At 41.7% G+C, this 18,320-nt stretch carries 21 protein-coding genes; 1 reads left to right on the top strand and 20 read right to left on the bottom strand.

The window, feature by feature from the left end; translation table 11 throughout:
- Positions 1-162: 162 nt before the first annotated feature.
- The 5 genes from NMM17_RS06870 to cdaA all read right to left on the bottom strand — a co-directional run bounded on the left by NMM17_RS06870 (position 163) and on the right by cdaA (position 4,461).
- Positions 163-1,011 (bottom strand): DegV family protein, encoded by an 849-nt coding sequence (locus NMM17_RS06870; RefSeq protein ID WP_254754113.1) that lies wholly within the window; start codon positions 1,009-1,011, stop codon positions 163-165.
- Position 1,012: 1 nt separating this feature from the next.
- Complete coding sequence (locus NMM17_RS06865; protein ID WP_120718600.1) at positions 1,013-1,387, bottom strand: DUF1149 family protein; 375 nt, start codon at positions 1,385-1,387, stop codon at positions 1,013-1,015.
- Positions 1,388-1,460: 73 nt separating this feature from the next.
- Complete coding sequence (gene glmM / locus NMM17_RS06860) at positions 1,461-2,813, bottom strand: phosphoglucosamine mutase (RefSeq protein WP_254754112.1); 1,353 nt, start codon at positions 2,811-2,813, stop codon at positions 1,461-1,463.
- A 24-nt stretch (positions 2,814-2,837) separates the two neighbouring features.
- Complete coding sequence (locus NMM17_RS06855; protein WP_254754111.1) at positions 2,838-3,617, bottom strand: YbbR-like domain-containing protein; 780 nt, start codon at positions 3,615-3,617, stop codon at positions 2,838-2,840.
- Positions 3,604-4,461 carry a diadenylate cyclase CdaA gene (gene cdaA, locus NMM17_RS06850; RefSeq protein WP_001011075.1) on the bottom strand — a complete coding sequence of 286 codons (858 nt, stop codon included), beginning with the start codon at positions 4,459-4,461 and terminating at the stop codon, positions 3,604-3,606. Before cdaA ends, NMM17_RS06855 begins: the two co-directional genes overlap by 14 nt.
- Before the next feature lie 243 nt (positions 4,462-4,704).
- On the opposite strand from cdaA, the gene NMM17_RS06845 reads away from it, so the two are divergent.
- On the top strand, positions 4,705-5,673 hold the full coding sequence (locus NMM17_RS06845; RefSeq protein ID WP_254754110.1) for an NAD(P)/FAD-dependent oxidoreductase: 969 nt from the start codon (positions 4,705-4,707) through the stop codon (positions 5,671-5,673).
- 421 nt (positions 5,674-6,094) lie between these two features.
- On the opposite strand, the gene whiA is transcribed toward NMM17_RS06845, so the two are convergent.
- The 15 genes from whiA to NMM17_RS06770 all read right to left on the bottom strand — a co-directional run.
- Positions 6,095-7,006, bottom strand: a complete 912-nt coding sequence (whiA, locus tag NMM17_RS06840; RefSeq protein ID WP_000011282.1) for a DNA-binding protein WhiA — start codon at positions 7,004-7,006, stop codon at positions 6,095-6,097.
- Complete coding sequence (locus NMM17_RS06835) at positions 7,003-7,980, bottom strand: YvcK family protein (protein ID WP_001231075.1); 978 nt, start codon at positions 7,978-7,980, stop codon at positions 7,003-7,005. The genes whiA and NMM17_RS06835 overlap by 4 nt, the downstream gene beginning before the upstream one ends.
- A complete protein-coding gene (rapZ, locus tag NMM17_RS06830) occupies positions 7,977-8,867 on the bottom strand; it encodes an RNase adapter RapZ (protein ID WP_050153533.1) in 891 nt (296 codons plus the stop codon). Before rapZ ends, NMM17_RS06835 begins: the two co-directional genes overlap by 4 nt.
- 52 nt (positions 8,868-8,919) lie before the next feature.
- Positions 8,920-9,300, bottom strand: coding sequence for a RidA family protein (locus NMM17_RS06825; protein WP_001140420.1), 381 nt, complete (start codon positions 9,298-9,300; stop codon positions 8,920-8,922).
- Positions 9,301-9,309: 9 nt separating this feature from the next.
- Positions 9,310-9,897 (bottom strand): ribosome biogenesis GTP-binding protein YihA/YsxC, encoded by a 588-nt coding sequence (gene yihA, locus NMM17_RS06820; protein WP_000422608.1) that lies wholly within the window; start codon positions 9,895-9,897, stop codon positions 9,310-9,312.
- Between the two features lie 8 nt (positions 9,898-9,905).
- A complete protein-coding gene (gene clpX, locus NMM17_RS06815) occupies positions 9,906-11,138 on the bottom strand; it encodes an ATP-dependent Clp protease ATP-binding subunit ClpX (RefSeq protein ID WP_012972566.1) in 1,233 nt (410 codons plus the stop codon).
- A gap of 36 nt (positions 11,139-11,174) precedes the next feature.
- A complete protein-coding gene (locus NMM17_RS06810; protein ID WP_000442260.1) occupies positions 11,175-11,345 on the bottom strand; it encodes a hypothetical protein in 171 nt (56 codons plus the stop codon).
- Positions 11,345-11,851 carry a dihydrofolate reductase gene (locus NMM17_RS06805; protein ID WP_254754109.1) on the bottom strand — a complete coding sequence of 169 codons (507 nt, stop codon included), beginning with the start codon at positions 11,849-11,851 and terminating at the stop codon, positions 11,345-11,347. Before NMM17_RS06805 ends, NMM17_RS06810 begins: the two co-directional genes overlap by 1 nt.
- 130 nt (positions 11,852-11,981) lie before the next feature.
- Positions 11,982-12,500 (bottom strand): DNA starvation/stationary phase protection protein, encoded by a 519-nt coding sequence (locus NMM17_RS06800; protein ID WP_254754108.1) that lies wholly within the window; start codon positions 12,498-12,500, stop codon positions 11,982-11,984.
- Positions 12,501-12,731: 231 nt separating this feature from the next.
- Complete coding sequence (lytC, locus tag NMM17_RS06795; RefSeq protein ID WP_254754107.1) at positions 12,732-14,342, bottom strand: choline binding-anchored murein hydrolase LytC; 1,611 nt, start codon at positions 14,340-14,342, stop codon at positions 12,732-12,734.
- Positions 14,343-14,379: 37 nt separating this feature from the next.
- On the bottom strand, positions 14,380-15,138 hold the full coding sequence (gene tpiA / locus NMM17_RS06790; RefSeq protein ID WP_000087893.1) for a triose-phosphate isomerase: 759 nt from the start codon (positions 15,136-15,138) through the stop codon (positions 14,380-14,382).
- A 97-nt stretch (positions 15,139-15,235) separates the two neighbouring features.
- Positions 15,236-15,913, bottom strand: a complete 678-nt coding sequence (locus NMM17_RS06785; RefSeq protein WP_254754106.1) for a DnaD domain-containing protein — start codon at positions 15,911-15,913, stop codon at positions 15,236-15,238.
- Between the two features lie 8 nt (positions 15,914-15,921).
- Positions 15,922-16,866, bottom strand: coding sequence for a homoserine O-succinyltransferase (gene metA, locus NMM17_RS06780; RefSeq protein ID WP_254754105.1), 945 nt, complete (start codon positions 16,864-16,866; stop codon positions 15,922-15,924).
- 182 nt (positions 16,867-17,048) lie between these two features.
- The gene (locus NMM17_RS06775; protein ID WP_254754104.1) at positions 17,049-17,561 is read right to left on the bottom strand and encodes an adenine phosphoribosyltransferase; all 513 of its coding nucleotides are present in this window, start codon (positions 17,559-17,561) and stop codon (positions 17,049-17,051) included.
- 314 nt (positions 17,562-17,875) lie between these two features.
- Positions 17,876-18,320: LPXTG cell wall anchor domain-containing protein (locus tag NMM17_RS06770; RefSeq protein ID WP_254754103.1), on the bottom strand; the 445-nt coding region annotated here is incomplete at its 5' end.

Here is an 18,320-nt window from a genome sequence, read left to right as displayed (position 1 = left end):
TCTACTCCTGTCTAAGATACAAAGGACCTTAGCTGCCCATGAAAAATAGGGAATGGCGCTGACTTTCCACAAAAGGCAAGACAGGCATCTTTTTTCAAGAGGCAGGTAGTCCGTGTTCAATTTCTAAGATACAAGCCTTCTCAACTAGTCTAGAAGTGCTAACTAAATCACTGGAATATAACCTAGAGCAATACTACCTGCACCTAGGTGTGTCCCAATGACACTACCAAATGTAGCAAGTGAAATATCTGTACCTACTCCAAATTCAAGCAAGTGCTGACGCAATTCTTCAGCCTTTTCAGGAGCATTTCCATGAATGACAATGACCCGATATTGACCTGAAGCCGTTGCTTCCTTGATAATTTCAATTAAACGCTTGGTTGCTTTCTTCTCAGTACGAACTTTTTCATAAACTTCAATCACACCTTGGTCATTGAAATAAAGGATTGGCTTAATACTGAGCAGATTTCCCAAAATAGCAGCCCCATTTGAAAGGCGTCCACCTTTTACCAAATGATCCAAATCATCGACCATGATGAAAGCAGATGTGTGACTAATTTGAATAGCTAGCTTATCCTGAATAATGGCAAAGTCATCGCCCTGGTCTCGCCAGTTAAAGACACTTTCAACCATGATACCCAGAGGAGCACTTGTAATCAAAGTGTCTGGGAAAGCAATAGTTAAACCCTCATATTCTTCTATCATATACTGGATATTTTGGTAAAAACCTGAAATTCCAGAAGATAGGAAAAGCCCCAAAGCATGTGTATAACCTTGTTCTTTGAGCGAAGTTAGAATCTCATCTAACTTGGCAATACTTGGTTGACTGGTCTTAGGCAATTCAGAAGCCTGAGCCATTTTTTGGTAAAACTCCTCAGCAGTCAGATTGATACCTTCGACATACTCCTCACCATCAATATTAACAGGAATATCCAAGACAAATAAATCTTCTCTTTGCAAGGTATCTGCACTGAGATAGGCAGAGGAATCTGTGATAACAGCTAATTTCATATTAGAACTCCAAATTGATTCCTGGTAAGTCTAATGCAATCTCAGTTACTTCATAAGTCAAACGGTTGAGCATGTTCAAACATGGACGAGCCAAGGTTTCCACTTCTTCTTGGTTCAATTCACTTGGCTCGTTAACAATACGACCATCGATATGGTTCACCTGTGAAATGGTTCCACTGATGACAAATTTATCAAATACAATCATAAAACTCAAGACGACAATTAAAGAAGTCACTTGATTTTCTTGGTCATGTTGGAGCAATTGGAAATTCACATCTACCTTGGTTTCAGGAGCTCCATTTTCATTTTCCCATTCAAAATTACGCGCATCAAAATGATACTGACTAACAAATTCTTGTTCACGTTTAAGATTCATGTCTCTCTCCCTCGGCTACAATATTATAAGCTATTGTACCATAATTTTTTATTTTCATCTAGTTTTCTAGGATTTAGTCAATCCCGATTTCAGCTCGAACTACGTCTGCGATGGTATCAACATAGTAGTCTACTTCTTCTGTTGTAGGCGCTTCTGCCATAACACGCAAAAGGGGCTCTGTTCCACTTGGGCGAACAAGAATACGACCATTCCCTGCCATTTCAGCTTCCATCTTCTCGATAATAGCCTTAATAGCTGGCACTTCCATAGCCTTTTCTTTCATGGCATTTTCCACTCGGATATTGACCAGTTTTTGTGGGTAAATCGTCACTTCTGCTGCCAGTTGAGACAAGCTCTTACCTATTTCTTTCATGATTTTGGTCAATTGGACAGCTGATAATTGACCATCACCTGTTGTATTGTAATCCATCAAGATAACGTGACCAGACTGTTCACCACCAAGGTTGTAGCCTGATTTTCTCATTTCTTCGACAACATAGCGATCTCCAACTGCAGTGACTGCTTTGTTAATGCCAGCACTATCCAAAGCCTTATGGAAACCAAGGTTAGACATGACGGTTGTTACGATGGTGTTTTGAGCTAACTGTCCTTTTTCAGAAAGGTATTTCCCGATGATGTACATGATTTTATCACCATCAACGATGTCGCCATTTTCATCAACAGCAATCAAACGGTCACTATCACCGTCAAAGGCCAAACCGATATCTGACTGGCTTTCTTTGACTAGTTCTTGAAGAGCTTCTGGATGAGTTGAACCAACATTTAGGTTGATGTTAAGACCATCTGGTGTTTCCCCGATAACTGTCAACTGAGCGCCCAGATCAGCGAAAATCTGACGGGCACTTGTAGCTGCTGCACCGTTGGCTGTATCCAAGGCTACTTTCATTCCCTCAAGAGGAGTTCCAGTTGAAACAAGATAGCCTTCATACTTACGCAAACCTTCTGGATAGTCCACTAAGGTCCCCAAGCCCTCTGCACTCGGGCGAGGAAGAGTATCTTCAGCAGCATCCAGCAAAGCTTCGATTTCTGCTTCTTTTTCATCATCAAGTTTGAAACCATCCCCACCAAAGAACTTAATCCCATTATCAAGGGCTGGGTTGTGACTCGCTGAAATCATGACGCCTGCACTGGCTCCCTCAGTTTTAACCAAATAAGCTACTGCTGGTGTTGCAAGGACACCGAGTTTGTAGACGTGAATCCCTACTGATAGAAGACCTGCCACCAAGGCAGATTCTAACATTTCTCCTGAGATACGTGTATCACGTCCTACAAAGACTTTTGGGGCTTCCGTTTCATGTTGGCTAAGAACATAACCACCAAAACGCCCCAGTTTAAAGGCCAACTCTGGCGTTAGTTCTACGTTTGCTTCTCCACGGACTCCATCAGTCCCAAAATATTTACCCATTTTTATAAAATCCTTTTTCTATTTTTAATTCGTTTTTGAACTAGTTGCTTTCGTTGACGAAGACGTCTCCGACGAACTACTTGTAGTTGAATTTGATGTGCTTGAACTTGGTGCTACTGGTTTTGTAGTCACCTTCATTGTTGTGTCGAACGGAGTAATAACTGCCGGTAAGACAACACCATTGCGATCGATTGCCTGCAAAGGTACTGAACCACTGTAATTACCGGTTATGCGTTCGCTGGTTGGTAAAAGCGCAATAATACGATCGATTTTAGCTAATATTTCTTGGTCAGTTGTGACAGAAACTCGTTCGTTTGACACGGTTACACTATCAATTTGTAGCTTGGAATCAATCTGGCTTTGGTCAACTTGTGGCACAACAATCATCCCATCTCGCTTAACCTTCTTCCCAACTTTCACTGTAATCTTTTGAGGCGTTGCCACAGCGGTCAATCCGCTTGGAAGATTTTCAATATTCAAGGGAACTTCAATCGTTCCAACACTGGCATCCGTCAAATCCGCTGTGACCTTAAACTTACGAGTGCTCTCCTGCATTTCGCTGGCCAAGGTCACACGATTAGCTCCGGTTAATATCACTGAAACTTCTGATGCAAATCCACTAATGAAATACTGGTCATTATCATAGTGAATATCGATAGGAACGTTCGTTATCGTATTGGTGTAGGTTTCTGATTTGACCTGCCTTGCGGTATTGCTATTTTGAAAGTTGGTTGACGTTGCATAGATAAATAAAACACAAGCAAAAAAGAGAGATGAAATGATATATAGACTATTTTTTCTCATATTTCCAACCTCCTAGCAAACGGTCCTTGAAACTGACTTTTTCCTCAACAGCTGGCAAAAGAATTGCTCGTAGCTCTGCTTCAAATTCTTCAATCGTCAAGTCGTGCTTGAAAACACCGTTATAGGTAATAGAAATGCCACCTGTTTCCTCTGAGACGATGAAGGTCAAGGCATCGGATACTTCTGACAAACCGATAGCCGCCCGGTGTCTGGTCCCAAACTCCTTGGAAATCCCTGTGCTTTCTGTCAAGGGCAAATAAGCAGAGGTTACTGCTATTCGATTTTCTCTGATAATCACTGCACCATCGTGTAGGGGAGTGTTGGGAATAAAAATATTGATGAGGAGTTCAGCTGAAATATTGGCATCCAAGGGAATCCCTGTCGCAATGTATTCTTGCAAGGTCCGAACTCGTTGGATGGCAACCAGAGCACCAATCTTACGGGGACTCATATATTCAACCGACTTGACAAAGGCACGAATCATTTGCTCCTCTGCACTAATTTGAGCAGTAGAAAAGAAATCTGTCGCCCTTCCCAAGCGTTCCAAACCAGTCCGAATCTCTGGAGAGAAGATAACAACCGCAGCAATAACCCCATAGGTGATAATCTGATTAATCAACCAAGAAATCGTTGTTAAACCAAGGATATTGGCCACAACCTGGGCTAATACAAAGATCACGACCCCACGCACCAAAATCATAATCTTGGTGCCAGCTATCGCTTTTGTAAAACGATATAAAATATAGGCCACAATCAAAATATCAAACACATTGATGGCAATACTCCAAGGACTAGAAAACAAGCTAGTCCAATATTGCAGATTGGATAATTGTTGAAAGTTCATCTGCTGTCTCCTCTCTGTCCAAACACGTTCCTTTCTATTATACCATTTTTCTGACATTTTTTTCCCTATCCTACTTCATTTTAAATTAAGGAAAAATATGATAAAATAAACTGATACTCAATGAAAATCAAAGAGCAAACTAGGAAGCTAGCCGCAGGCTGTACTTGAGTACGGTAAGGCGACGCTGACGTGGTTTGAATTTGATTTTCGAAGAGTATGACTAGAAAAAACAAAGGAGAAACCATGTCTCAACTCTATGATATTACCATTGTAGGTGGTGGTCCTGTCGGTCTTTTTGCGGCCTTCTATGCCCACCTACGCCAAGCCAAGGTTCAAATCATCGACTCTCTTCCCCAACTAGGTGGACAACCTGCTATTCTCTACCCTGAAAAGGAAATTTTAGACGTCCCGGGTTTCCCAAACCTGACTGGAGAAGAGTTGACTAACCGTCTAATCGAGCAATTAAATGGCTTTGATACCCCTATTCATCTCAATGAAACGGTTCTTGAGATTGAAAAACAAGAAGAAGGCTTTGTAATTACAACTTCTAAAGGAAGTCACCTGTCTAAAACTGTTATCATCGCTATGGGGGGCGGTGCCTTCAAACCACGTCCTCTGGAACTAGAAGGCGTTGAAGACTATGAAAATATCCACTACCACGTTTCCAACATCCAGCAATATGCTGGGAAGAAAGTGACGATTCTTGGTGGAGGAGACTCGGCTGTGGATTGGGCTTTGGCTTTTGAAAAAATTGCGCCAACTACCCTTGTTCACCGCAGAGATAATTTCCGCGCCCTGGAACACAGTGTCCAAGCCTTACAGGAATCATCTGTGACCATCAAGACACCATTCGTCCCTAGCCAACTCCTTGGAGATGGAAAAACGCTCAATAAACTTGAAATCACAAAAGTCAAATCTGATGAAGCAGAAACTATTGACTTAGAACACCTCTTTGTCAACTATGGTTTCAAATCTTCTGTTGGTAATCTTAAAAACTGGGGTCTGGACCTCAACCGTCACAAGATTATCGTCAATAGCAAGCAAGAATCTAGCAAGGCAGGTATCTATGCTATCGGTGACTGCTGCTACTATGACGGAAAAATTGATCTGATTGCGACAGGCCTCGGAGAAGCACCAACCGCTGTTAACAACGCCATCAACTACATCGACCCTGAGCAAAAAGTGCAACCAAAACACTCAACCAGTTTATAAAAAATAACCACGAGTCAAATGCGATTCGTGGTTTTATAGTTCATCGGCTATCTTGTTAGCTCATATTTTCCCCGTCTTTAACAAAAATAAAAATGCCTATCAAACTGATAAAACATGTGATATAATAGGGACGGCACTAACAATACGCCTTGGAAAAGGAGGTATTACAGATGCTAGAACTTCTCAAAATAGTACTTATCGCAGTCATCGAGAGTATCATCTCATGGCTGGTGACTCGTTGGTTAGACGATCACTTCGACAAGTAACCTTCCTGGTTAGTGCTATCTAACCCAGAAAAAATCCCCTCGGTATTGCAGTACCGAGGGGATTTCTGTTAGCACTAAAATGCTAGAACTTCTCAATTCCCCTTTATTATCTCACATACTCTATTTAATTGTCAAGAAAGAGGTGTTTTATATCTTTATAACTCATCGGCTATCTTGTTAATTTTTCTGAGTCTGTGGTTAACACCACTTTTGGTCAGAGGGGTGCTGAGTCTATCTGCCAACTGTTGGATAGAGTAGTCTGGGTGCTGAATCCGCAACTGCGCTACCTCCTGCAAATCCACTGGCAGATTTTCTAAGCCCATGATATCTTTGATTTTGCTGATATTGTTGATAGTCTTCATGCTGGCAGAAACTGTCCGAGCGATATTAGCTGTCTCAGCATTATTTGCCCGATTGAGATCATTACGGGTTTCTCGTAAAATCTTAACTCGCTCAAAATCATCACGCGCCCGCATAGCACCAATGACAATCAAGAAGTCCATGATATCTTCGGCTCGCTGGAGGTAGGTCACAGCCCCCTTCTTGCGCTCAAGCACCTTGGCATCCAGTAAAAATTGCTGAAGAAGGGAGGCAATCCCTTGCGCATGGTCTAGATAAACAGAACTGATTTCCAACTGGTACTTACCCGATTCAGGGTCACGAATGCTGCCATTTGCCAAGAAAGCGCCACAAAGATAAGCACGACCTGCTTCCTCATCTGACAAAATCTCCTCATCAATACCTGTTTCCAGGCCAAAGAAGGAGTCTGCCAAGTGCAAATCACTCAACAAGTCCTGCACCTTTTCATCCGTAAAAACGGTATAGACTCGATTCTTGCGAAGATTGCTCCGTTGGTGGTGGCGAATTTCCGATTTGATTTCATAGAAATGGAGAAAGGACTCATAGAGGTGCCTAGCCAGCTTGGCATTTTCTGTCACGACGGACAAGGTTAGGCCCGAGGTCGAGAGACCGATACTACCAGACATCTTGATAATGGCTGATAATTCATGCCTGCTCAGATGGTGCTGACCCAGGATTTCTTCTTTTACTGCTACTGTGAAACTCATTTTCTCACCTGTATAATCCGCATCAACTCGTCCACAATCAAATCTCCATCGTGGAAGGCACCTCCATTTTCCAGACGAAGGAAATTAGATGAAATCACGCGCGGAACTTGCTTACAAAGACCAGCAAAATCGTGTTCCACCTGGACCAAGTATTCATCAAAACGGTTGGAATTCATGTATTCCTGAGGCACTTTTTCGATATTCACCAAGACAGTATCGATAAAAGGTCGACCAAGGTGACGATGCAAGACCTCTACGTGATCACTATCTGTAAAGTGTTCCGTCTCCCCACGTTGGGTCATGATATTGCAGACATAGGCGATTTCTGCCTTGGTTTCCAAAAGCGCCTGCCCGATTTCCTTAATCACGATATTGGGCAAAATCGAGGTAAAGAGGGAACCAGGTCCGAGGACAATCATGTCACTTTCAAGAATGGTCTGCACTACTCGACGGCTAGCCAGAGGCGTATCATCGTTGAGGGTATTGGTCACATAAACATGATCAATCATGCCTGGATGGTCTGCAATATGACTCTCTCCAGCCACCTCTGTCCCGTCCTGGAAGACTGCATGAAGGGTCAAGGGATGGTCACTGGAAGGATAAATCTTCCCAGTTGTGTGGAAAAATTTGCTTAGCAACTGCATGGCATTATAGGTCGACCCCTGCATTTCTGACAGACCTGCAATAATGAGATTGCCCAATGGATGGCCAGCAAAGGCTCCAGCATCTTCAGAGAAGCGATACTGAAAGACCTTTTCATAAAACTTAGGCATATCTGACATGGCCACAAGGACATTGCGGAGATCGCCTGGCGGTGTCAACTGCTGCATATTTTTTCTGAGTTCACCTGAAGAACCACCATCATCCGCCACCGTTACGATAGCAGCGATTTCCACATCTTTTTCACGTAGACTTTTAAGAATGACGGGGATCCCAGTCCCTCCACCAATCACCGTTATCTTTGGTTTTCTCATGAACGGTTTACCGTTTCCTTTCTTCGGTCCTTGTCGCGATGCCCTTCATTGACAGGCCAATTCTTGGATAAGTCCTGCGCCAAGCGTTTAGCAAAGGCCACACTACGGTGTTGACCACCCGTACAACCCATGGCAATGGTCAAAACGGACTTACCTTCCTTTTGGTAACTTGGCAAAATCGGCTCAATCAAGGCCAATAAATGTTGATAAAAGTCTTCGGACTCAGGATGGTTCATGACATAGTCGTACACTGGCTCATCCACTCCCGTTTGATTACGCAGTTCTGGTAGATAGTAGGGATTTGGCAAGAATCGAACATCAAAGACTAAATCTGCATCAATCGGGATTCCATATTTAAAGCCGAAAGACATGACTTCGATACGGAAAGACTGGGCTTGCTCTTGATCTGAAAACTGCTCTGCAAGGGTTTTGCGCAGCTCACGTGGAGTGAGTTCAGTCGTATCCACCACATTTTGGCTCATATTTTTCAAAGGCGCCAAGAGCTCACGTTCCAGCTTGATTCCATCCAAAATCCGACCATCTGCAGCTAGTGGGTGACTCCGTCTGGTTTCCTTGTAACGCGCGACCAATTCTTTATCAGCTGCATCCAAAAAGAGGATTTTAAAATCCAAATCATCTTGATTTTCCAACTCATCCAAAACAGCTTGAATCTCTGAAAAGAAAGAACGGCTACGCATATCCACTACCAAGGCCAACTTATGATCGTCTTCCTTTGTTTCCACCAACTGCAAAAACTTAGGCAAGAGAGCTGGCGGCATGTTATCAATGGTAAAATAACCTAGATCCTCGAAGGACTGAATGGCAACTGTTTTCCCTGCACCACTCATTCCTGTCACAATCACCAAGTGAAGTTGTTTCTTTGTCATCTTTTTCTCCTTACTATCAAAAGAAGTTTGGCAACACCAAACTTCAACTAGCTTATCCAATCTCTGCGATGACTTCAATTTCGACTTTTACATCACGAGGAAGACGAGCTACCTCTACTGCTGAACGAGCTGGAAATTCCTCTTTAAAGGCCGTTTGGTAAACCTCGTTAAAAGGAACAAAGTCGTTCATATCGCTCAAGAAGCAAGTAGTTTTGACAACATGGTCAAAATCTGTTCCTGCTTCTGCCAAAATAGCACCGATGTTTTTCAAGACCTGTTCTGTCTGTTCTTGGATTGTTTCTCCAACGATTTCCCCAGTTTCAGGAGATAGGGGCACTTGACCACTAGCAAACAAAAGATTGCCAACGATTTTCCCTTGAACATAAGGCCCGATAGCCTTTGGAGCTTTATCTGTATGAATTGTTTTTGCCATTTCTTTCCCTCACAATTTTTCTAAGATTGCATCCCAAGCCTCATCCATCCCTGCCTTGCTGACAGATGAAAAGAGAATAAAGTCGTCACTTGGGTCAAAGTTTAATTTCTTTTTGATTGCTGATTCGTGTTTGTTCCATTTACCACGAGGAATCTTGTCCGCCTTAGTCCCCACAATGATGACCGGAATCTCATAATACTTGAGAAATTCGTACATCTGCACATCATCTGCTGACGGGTCATGACGAAGGTCAACTAGACTGACAACCGCACGGAGATTTTCTCGAGTCGTTAGGTACTCCTCAATCATGCGCCCCCACTTTTCACGTTCCTTTTTAGAAACACGGGCATAGCCATAACCAGGCACATCTACAAAGCGCATCTTGTTATCAATGTTAAAGAAGTTGAGAAGCTGGGTTTTCCCAGGTTTACCTGATGTACGGGCGAGATTCTTACGGTTCAGCATGGTATTGATAAAGCTAGACTTGCCAACATTGGAACGCCCTGCTAGGGCAATCTCTGGCAGTTCATCCTGCGGATAGTGGGATTTATTAGCTGCACTGAGCAAGATTTCAGCATTGTGTGTATTCAGTTCCATAGTCACCTCTAGGCTGTTTCTAGGATTGGTTTATCCGTTCCATCGACAGCTTCTTTTGTGATGCGGACCAATTTCACATTTTCCTGACTCGGTACTTCAAACATGACATCTAGCATGGTTTCTTCGATAATCGAGCGAAGACCACGCGCACCAGTTTTGCGTTCAATGGCCTTATTGGCAATCTCTTGAAGAGCTTCGTCGTCAAATTCCAACTCAACATCATCATAAGATAGCAAGGTTTGGTACTGTTTCACCAAAGCATTTCTTGGCTCTTTCAAGATGCGAACCAAATCATCCACCGTCAATTGCTCAAGAGCTGCAAAGACAGGCAAGCGTCCAATCAACTCAGGAATGATACCAAATTTTTGAATATCTTCTGCGATGATTTCTTGCATGTATGAGCTATTTTCGTCAATTGCCTTGTTATTTTGACCAAATCCGATGACTTTTTCACCCAGACGTTGTTTGACAATTTCCTCGATACCATCAAAGGCGCCACCCACGATGAAGAGGATATTTTTAGTATCCACCTGAATCATCTCTTGTTGTGGATGCTTGCGTCCACCTTGAGGCGGTACGCTGGCTACAGTCCCCTCGATAATCTTGAGAAGGGCTTGTTGCACCCCTTCACCAGAAACGTCACGTGTGATAGACACGTTCTCACTCTTCTTGGCAATCTTGTCAATTTCATCCACATAGATAATCCCACGTTCTGCACGTTCGATGTTAAAGTCAGCAGCCTGCAAGAGTTTAAGGAGGATATTTTCCACATCCTCACCCACATAACCAGCCTCCGTAAGAGCTGTGGCATCTGCAATCGCAAAAGGCACATTCAAGCTCTTAGCCAAGGTCTGGGCCAAGAAAGTTTTCCCAGAGCCAGTTGGGCCAATCATTAAGATGTTTGACTTCTGCAAATCCACATCTTCTGACTCTTCACGCGTATCGTGGAAATTGATACGTTTGTAGTGGTTGTATACTGCCACTGCCAAGGCACGTTTGGCACGATCTTGACCGATTACATAATGGTTCAAGATATGGAGGAGTTCGATTGGTTTTGGTACCTCAGACAAGTCTGCCAAGACTTCCTCAGCCAACTCCTCTCGAATGATTTCCTGGGCCAACTCCACACATTCATTACAGATAAAGGCGTTGTTCCCAGCGATTATTTTTTGTACTTCTTCTTGGCTTTTACCACAAAATGAGCAATAAACCATCATATCATTATTCCTATTTGTAGGCATGATTTCCTTCCGTTCTATTCTATACTGTCATTCTATCTAAAATAAGGTCATGTAAAAAGCATGGATACTATTGACCAAATTGGTAAAGGCATTTAACCATAGCAGGACAGAAAGTCCATAACGCTTTTTACGAAAAGCCTGTGCCCCAGCAAGCAAACAGACCAAACACAGCATGGCTGTGAAAAAACCAAATATACTACGTTCCATTAGACTTCCTTTCTCTTGCGATATTGGATGGTAAAATCATAAGGATTCTTCTCATCTTTGGTGTAGGATTTGCTTGAAACTGTCTCAAAAAGAGACAAGTCAAACTCCTCAGGGAAATAGGTATCTCCTTCTACCCGAGCATGAATTTGAGTCACAATCACTTCATCAAGATAGGGTTCAAAAGCCTGAAAAATTTGCTTCCCACCGATAATATAGAGATTCTTGTCTTGAGCCTGATACCAGTCCAAGACAGACTGGACATCATAAAAAGTAGTAACACCATCTATCTTTTCTTCCGGGTTACGTGTCAAAATCAAGGTCTCCCGTTTTGGAAGCAAGCGACGACCCAACCCATCAAAGGTCACACGCCCCATCAAGATAGCATGATTCAGAGTTGTTTCTTTAAAGTGTTGCAATTCTGCTGGCAAATACCAAGGCAGACGATTGTCCTTACCAATCACACCCTCTTCATCCTGGGCCCAAATAGCTACGATTTTCTTAGTCATGCTTCCATCCTTTTCACTGATAGTACTATTTTATCAAAAAACTCAAAAAAAGACTGGTTTGGGATAGCTTACAAGATAGAAAAAATCTGTAAGAAATTTCTTACAGATTTATATATGTTGCTATTATTTCTTACAAACCAGGTGCTTGTCCAAGTTCTGCCGCAAGCATCCAGATTGTTTTATCAGTTTCAGTTTTAGCATCTGCAAAGATACCGTTTGTCACATCGTCACCTTCTTCATCAGTGACATCCAAACCTTTTTGGAAGAGTTCTGACAAGTAACGGTAGATAGCAAGGACACGTTCCAAGCTTTCTTCAACATTACGGTATTCACCAGCTTCTTCTTCGATTTCACTGTTTTGAAGGAATTCTGTCAATGTAGAGAATGGGCTACAACCAAGTGTAATCAAGCGTTCGCTGATTTCATCCAATTGACCATCAAGAGCTTCCATATACTCATCCATTTTTGGATGCCATACAAGGAAACCACGACCACGCATGTACCAGTGTACTTGGTGCAAAGCAACGTGGGCTACGTACAAATCAGCAACAGCTTGATTCAAGACTTCCTTTGTTTTTGCCAATGCCACTGGCGCTGATTTTGTCAATGATGTTACGTCTTTTACTGCTTCTTTTTTCAATTCTACCATTTTATTTTACCTCATTCATTATTATTTGTAACCACTTCTTAATGATTACTACCTTAGTATACTACTAAGGAAAACTAATAGCAAGCCAAATGACTTACATGAGAAAAGTTGCAATAGACTGATAATTTAAGAATTTTTTAGAATGAAACCCAGTCACTTTCAAACTCTCTTAACAGCGATGAAATAAAGAAAAGAGCATACAAATGTACACTCTTTTCTCAGTTTTACATCTTAATACCAGACGCTAACATCCACACGTCCTCGAATCCCTTTAAGAGAGTCAGATGAAGTATACTGCCATCCTTTTTCTCCTGAATAATGAGGATTATTCCAATCAAGCGCATCCGTATAGGCTGCAACCCAGTTTACATGTTGTAAAATATTTGGATGATTCAAACGAGTTTGCAAAAGTTGACGATAGCTATAAACTTTCACGTTTTGGTAACCAGCATGCTTCATGGTTTCCATATACTTATTGATAATTTTAACCCAAGTGTCTGTATCTGCTGGAGCTTTCTTAGATTTATTTTCATACTCCCAGTTTTCAACATCATAGTAGATTGGATAAGATAAGTTCATCTTGTATTTCTTCAAGAGTTCAATAGTCTGCTTAGCATCATTCTCAGCATCTGTTTCATTTTCTGCATAGGTATAAAGATAAACACCATAAGGAATACCTAGTCGATTAAATTCTTGAATATTATGTGCCAATTCCTTATCTTCTACACCGCTGTATCCTAAGCGCACAATAACACCATCAACTCCATTTTCCTGGATAACCTTTTTCCAATCACTAATGCGGCCATTATGCTCACTGACATCAATAACCTTCTTAGCACGGTCAGTTCCAACCTGTTCTTCACGATGGTTAAAGAAATAACGGTGTCCATTTCGATAAACCCAACCAACATTCAAGGCTTTCTTTTCTTTCAGTTCCCCTGAATCGGCAAAAGTATAACGAGTATCGTCCATGATTAACTCACCTGTTGCCATGACACCACTTTCAGTAAGATAGTAGTTTCCATGCCACTCATCTTGAGCCATGTATCCCCACTTCTTAAAATAATACCACTTTCCATCAATCTTTTGCCACTGTTCATTAGCATAAGAACCATCTGCCTTAAGATAGAACCAACTCTTATAATGATTATCATAAAGCCATTCGTTTTGCATCATGGCACCTTGACCATTCAAGAAATAATTTCCTTGCCACTGACTTTTAGCCATATAGCCCCACTTCTTGAAATAGTACCATTTGCCATTGATTTTCTGCCATTCTTGTTCTGCATAAGAACCATCTGCCTTGAGGTAGAACCAGCTCTTATAATTGTTATCGTAAACCCATTCATTTTTAGCCATGTAACCACCCGCTTTGAGGTAATAGTTTCCATGCCATTCTTTTTGAGCATAACGACCATCTGCTTTTATATAGAACCAACTATTGTAGCTAGTATCGAAAATCCATTCACTCTTAGCTTTTGAACCATCTGCTTTTACATAGAAGTCACCTTCCCAATGTGCTGATGTTGAATTTGGCTTACTTTCTTCTTTTTGACTACTAGCTCGCGTCTCTTTTACTTCTTCCTTTTTCTCTGGACGCTGACTAGAAGAAGTCTCAACCTTTTTCTCTTCTTCTTTTTGACTTGTAGTCGTTTCTGATTTCTTTTCTTCTACCTTACTAGAAGAAGCTTGAACACTGCTTTCTTCCGAAGATGCTTTCGCTTCAGCTTCATTTGCAGCCACCTGATTAACGATCAATCCAAGCAAAAAGGCACTTGCTAATCCAATTTTTCCAATCTTTGTTTTCAATCTTTCCTCCCTTATAAAAAATGGAACAGACATCTGAATGCTGTTCCACCTAGCTTTTGCTACTTACTAATTATTTTACAAAGTCAAGCAATGCCAAGAAGCTTTCAGCTTCAAGTGACGCACCACCCACAAGGGCACCGTCAACGTCTGGGCAAGCCATGTATGAAGCAACGTTTTCAGGTTTAACAGAACCACCGTATTGAACACGAACTTTGTCTGCAACTTCTTGACCAAAGTCAGCAGCTACAACGTCACGAACAACTTTACACATTTTTTGTGCATCGTCTTGTGAAGCTGATTTACCAGTACCGATAGCCCAGATTGGCTCGTAAGCGATAACTGATGCAGCAACTTGTTCAGCAGTCAATCCAGCCAATGCAGCAGATACTTGAGCACCTACAAACTCAGCAGCTTTACCAGCTTCGTAAGTTTCAAGCGACTCACCACAACAGATGATTGGAAGCATACCGTTTGCAAAGATTGCTTTTGCTTTTTTGTTGATATCTTCGTCAGTTTCATGGAAGTAGTCACGGCGTTCTGAGTGACCGATAACAACGTAGTCAGTACCGATTTCTTTCAAAACTTGTGGGCTTGTTTCACCAGTGAAAGCACCTGCATTTTCAAAGTAGCAGTTTTGAGCAGCAACTTTAAGGTTTGAACCTTTTGCAGCAGCAAGAACAGTTGTCAAATCAAGAGCTGGAGCAGCGATACCTGCTTCAACAAGGTCTGATGAAGGAAGTTTTGACGCAACTGCTTCAACGAATGCTTTAGCTTCTTCTGGATTTTTGTTCATTTTCCAGTTACCAGCGATAAATGGTTTACGTGACATTTCACATACCTCTTTTTTCAATTTATTTTCTATTTATTTTATCACAATTAGACACAGCTTGCAAATCTTACTCGGATTTCAAGCCTGCTTACATGGATTAATCCTTCCAGAGATCCATGGCATTTCGGAAATCTGCCGACACCTGTGTCAACTGTGGATTGCTTGCTTCTCTTTCTGCCCGCTTAGCCTCGATTTGAGCCACACTTTTGATACCTTCATGGCGCCAATTTCTCAAAATCGCCTGAATGTACTTCCAGTTTGGTTTTCCATTCAAAACAGCTTCACGAAGAGCTTCCTTAATCAAGTCAGCACTAGTTCCATCTTCCTTTAGCATCTTTGTCAAATCCTCAATCTCAAAAGGGGTCAACAGGCGTCCTAATTCCTGCTGGAAGGTTTCCACCAAATCTTTAAGCTGATTTTGAGGTGTCAACTGGTCTGAACTTGAATGAGCAGCTCCAAGCAAGTCATCCAAACGTTCCAGAGCCAAACTTGCATCAAAAAGCAATTCAATTTCACCATTCAATTCGATGGTTCGATACTGAAGCAGACCCCTTTCCGTCAGATTGGAAATGGCCTGATTGACATCCGAAATTTCCTTACCAATCCTTTCAGCAATCTGGCTTGGGGACATTTCTTCTAAGCCTGTCGTATTTTGCAAATAGAAAAATTGCCAGACCAGAAAATCGTCGCTGGAAGGAAAGAGTTCCTTAAAATGCAAGAGCAGGGCACTCGGTAAAACCAAGTTCCCTGATTTAAAAGCGTCTAAATATGTCATAATTCCTCTTATAAATACCCAAATGCGGATACATCATCTTCTATTTTTCTCCAGTCAAAAGGGGTTTCCTGATAGACCGCATAATTCACCCAGTTACTGAAAAAGAGGGCTGCTGATGAAGACCAACAAAGACAAGGTGTCTGGTTGACATCGTCATCCTTAAAGTAATTTTCTGGAATATGTGGATCTAAACCTGCATCACGATCTCGGAAATATTCATTTGCCAAGGTATCACGGTCATATTCCAAATGCCCAAAACTATAAATTTCTCGTAAATCACGACTAGCCAAAATCGAAACCCCAACCTGAGGACCCTCTGATAAAATCTCGAGATTGGTTTTGTTTAAGACCTCTTCCTTAGAAATCTCCGTGTGCCGTGAATGAGGAGATACATAGCTATCGTCAAATCCTCTAAAGAGAAGATGCCCTTCTTTTAAAGTATCTTGAGGATAAATACCCGATAACTTACTGTCCATCTGGTATTTTTCCACTCCATAGCGAAGATAGAGTCCAGCCTGAGCTCCCCAACAGATATGAAGGGTCGAATAGACATGAGTCTTAGACCACTCAAGCACTTGGCTAAATTCCTCCCAATAGTCCACTTCCTCAAATGGTAAATGCTCAACTGGAGCACCCGTGATAATCATCCCATCAAAATACTCATCCTTGACTTCAGGAAAAGTTTTATAAAAGGTCTCCATATGTTCTGAACGAGTTGTTTTAGAACGGTGACTCTCCATATAGAGAAAATCAATATCCAGTTGCAGGGGTGTATTGGCCAAATGGCGCAACAACTGGGTCTCTGTGACCATTTTCTGTGGCATAAGATTTAAAATTAAAATCTTCAAGGGACGGATATCTTGGTGGGCCGCACGTTGATCATCCATGACAAAGATATTCTCTGTCCGTAAAATCTCAACAGCTGGCAATTTTTTATCAATTCGAATCGGCATAACCCTCTCCTAACTGTACTCTTTCAGGAATAATTGCATATGTTTGAAACCAAATTTCAAACACTTAGTCCTTTTATTATACTGCAAGAAGATATAGTTTTCAATTATAGTTTTTCTCTAACTAGCTATAGTCTATTTTTATATCCTAATGTAGAGAAAACAGCCCTAGGGACTGTTTTTCATTAATAATGCATCAAAACTTTGTAATCGTAGTCACCGATTTTTTCACGGCCGTTCAAGTCATCCAATTCAACAAGGAAGGCACAACCTGCCACAACACCGCCAAGTTTTTCAATCATCTCGATGGTTGCCTTAACAGTTCCACCTGTTGCCAAGAGGTCATCTACGATCAGAACACGTTGACCTGGCTTAATAGCATCTGCGTGCATAGTCAAGGTATCAACACCGTACTCTTTTTCATAGTCAGCAGAAATAACTTCGCGTGGCAATTTACCTGGCTTACGAACAGGCGCAAAACCAATTCCCAACTCAAAGGCAACTGGACAGCCCACGATAAAACCACGAGCCTCAGGCCCTACAACCATATCAATTTTCTTGTCAGTAGCATATTGAACGATTTCACGAACAGCGTAGCTATAAGCATTTCCATCAGCCATCAAAGGACTGATATCACGGAAGGTAATCCCTTCCTTTGGATAATTTTCAATTGTTGCAATGTAATCTTTTAAATTCATCTTTTTCTTTCTTTCAAAGTTTTTTACTCTCTATTATACCATATTTTCTCCAAAAGAAGAAAGCATAACTATTATTTCCTAACTGATACTCAATGAAAATCAAAGAGCAAACTAGAAAGTTAGCTCAAAATACTGTTTTGAGGTTGCAGATGGAAGCTGACGTGGTTTGAAGAGATTTTCGAAGAGTATGAGAGCCTGATTCCTATGTCCACTCTGTAACCCCGGTAACAACAGCAAAAAGCTGATGAATCATTCGATTCATCAGCTTTAGGGATGATATGTTCATTGCAAACAAATCATGTCAATTAGAAAGATTAGTCTTCTTTCTTCTTACGAGCTACAAGACCAAATCCACTCAATACTCCGAGAAGTCCAAGTGCTGCAAGGCGAGCATTGTCTTCTGTACCAGTATTTGGCAATTCGCGCTTAGCTTCAGCTTCTTTCATTGCTGTTGCTTGTACTGGTTGTGCTGGAGTTGCTGGTACTTGAGGTTGAGCTGGCTGTTCAGGCATTGCTGGAGTTGCTGGCTCAACTGGTTGTACTGGTTTTTGAGATTGAATCTTACGGTAAACATTGCGAACATTTCCATTTGCATCTGTTTCCGTACGGACTAGTTCATAATTTTCTAATGGTTTACCTGGATGTGAACCATTTTCATCAGGAATAATTAATACTCCGTTTTCATCCACAAATGTAGTGATCACTTTGTATTCAAATGGAGTTGGAGTAGGAGTAGGTGTTGGCGTTGGTGCTACCACT

The sequence above is a fragment of the Streptococcus sp. CF7_Ac1-12 genome (assembly GCF_024295905.1).
GTDB lineage: Bacteria > Bacillota > Bacilli > Lactobacillales > Streptococcaceae > Streptococcus > Streptococcus mitis_AP.
The sequence above is the reverse complement of the archived record's forward strand: the minus strand, read 5'-3'. Positions and strand labels throughout refer to the sequence as shown.

Coding starts and splice junctions, on each gene's coding strand:
- NMM17_RS06825 (WP_001140420.1), bottom strand. CDS start 9,300: ATGGCAAAAACAATTCATACAGATAAAGCTCCAAAGGCTATCGGGCCT.
- metA (WP_254754105.1), bottom strand. CDS start 16,866: ATGCCGATTCGAATTGATAAAAAATTGCCAGCTGTTGAGATTTTACGG.
- NMM17_RS06800 (WP_254754108.1), bottom strand. CDS start 12,500: ATGGTAGAATTGAAAAAAGAAGCAGTAAAAGACGTAACATCATTGACA.
- NMM17_RS06805 (WP_254754109.1), bottom strand. CDS start 11,851: ATGACTAAGAAAATCGTAGCTATTTGGGCCCAGGATGAAGAGGGTGTG.
- rapZ (WP_050153533.1), bottom strand. CDS start 8,867: ATGACAAAGAAACAACTTCACTTGGTGATTGTGACAGGAATGAGTGGT.
- NMM17_RS06865 (WP_120718600.1), bottom strand. CDS start 1,387: ATGAATCTTAAACGTGAACAAGAATTTGTTAGTCAGTATCATTTTGAT.
- lytC (WP_254754107.1), bottom strand. CDS start 14,342: ATGTCTGTTCCATTTTTTATAAGGGAGGAAAGATTGAAAACAAAGATT.
- glmM (WP_254754112.1), bottom strand. CDS start 2,813: ATGGGTAAATATTTTGGGACTGATGGAGTCCGTGGAGAAGCAAACGTA.
- NMM17_RS06835 (WP_001231075.1), bottom strand. CDS start 7,980: ATGAGAAAACCAAAGATAACGGTGATTGGTGGAGGGACTGGGATCCCC.
- NMM17_RS06845 (WP_254754110.1), top strand. CDS start 4,705: ATGTCTCAACTCTATGATATTACCATTGTAGGTGGTGGTCCTGTCGGT.
- NMM17_RS06810 (WP_000442260.1), bottom strand. CDS start 11,345: ATGGAACGTAGTATATTTGGTTTTTTCACAGCCATGCTGTGTTTGGTC.
- tpiA (WP_000087893.1), bottom strand. CDS start 15,138: ATGTCACGTAAACCATTTATCGCTGGTAACTGGAAAATGAACAAAAAT.
- NMM17_RS06775 (WP_254754104.1), bottom strand. CDS start 17,561: ATGAATTTAAAAGATTACATTGCAACAATTGAAAATTATCCAAAGGAA.
- NMM17_RS06870 (WP_254754113.1), bottom strand. CDS start 1,011: ATGAAATTAGCTGTTATCACAGATTCCTCTGCCTATCTCAGTGCAGAT.
- yihA (WP_000422608.1), bottom strand. CDS start 9,897: ATGGAACTGAATACACACAATGCTGAAATCTTGCTCAGTGCAGCTAAT.
- cdaA (WP_001011075.1), bottom strand. CDS start 4,461: ATGAACTTTCAACAATTATCCAATCTGCAATATTGGACTAGCTTGTTT.
- NMM17_RS06855 (WP_254754111.1), bottom strand. CDS start 3,617: ATGAGAAAAAATAGTCTATATATCATTTCATCTCTCTTTTTTGCTTGT.
- whiA (WP_000011282.1), bottom strand. CDS start 7,006: ATGAGTTTCACAGTAGCAGTAAAAGAAGAAATCCTGGGTCAGCACCAT.
- NMM17_RS06785 (WP_254754106.1), bottom strand. CDS start 15,913: ATGACATATTTAGACGCTTTTAAATCAGGGAACTTGGTTTTACCGAGT.
- clpX (WP_012972566.1), bottom strand. CDS start 11,138: ATGCCTACAAATAGGAATAATGATATGATGGTTTATTGCTCATTTTGT.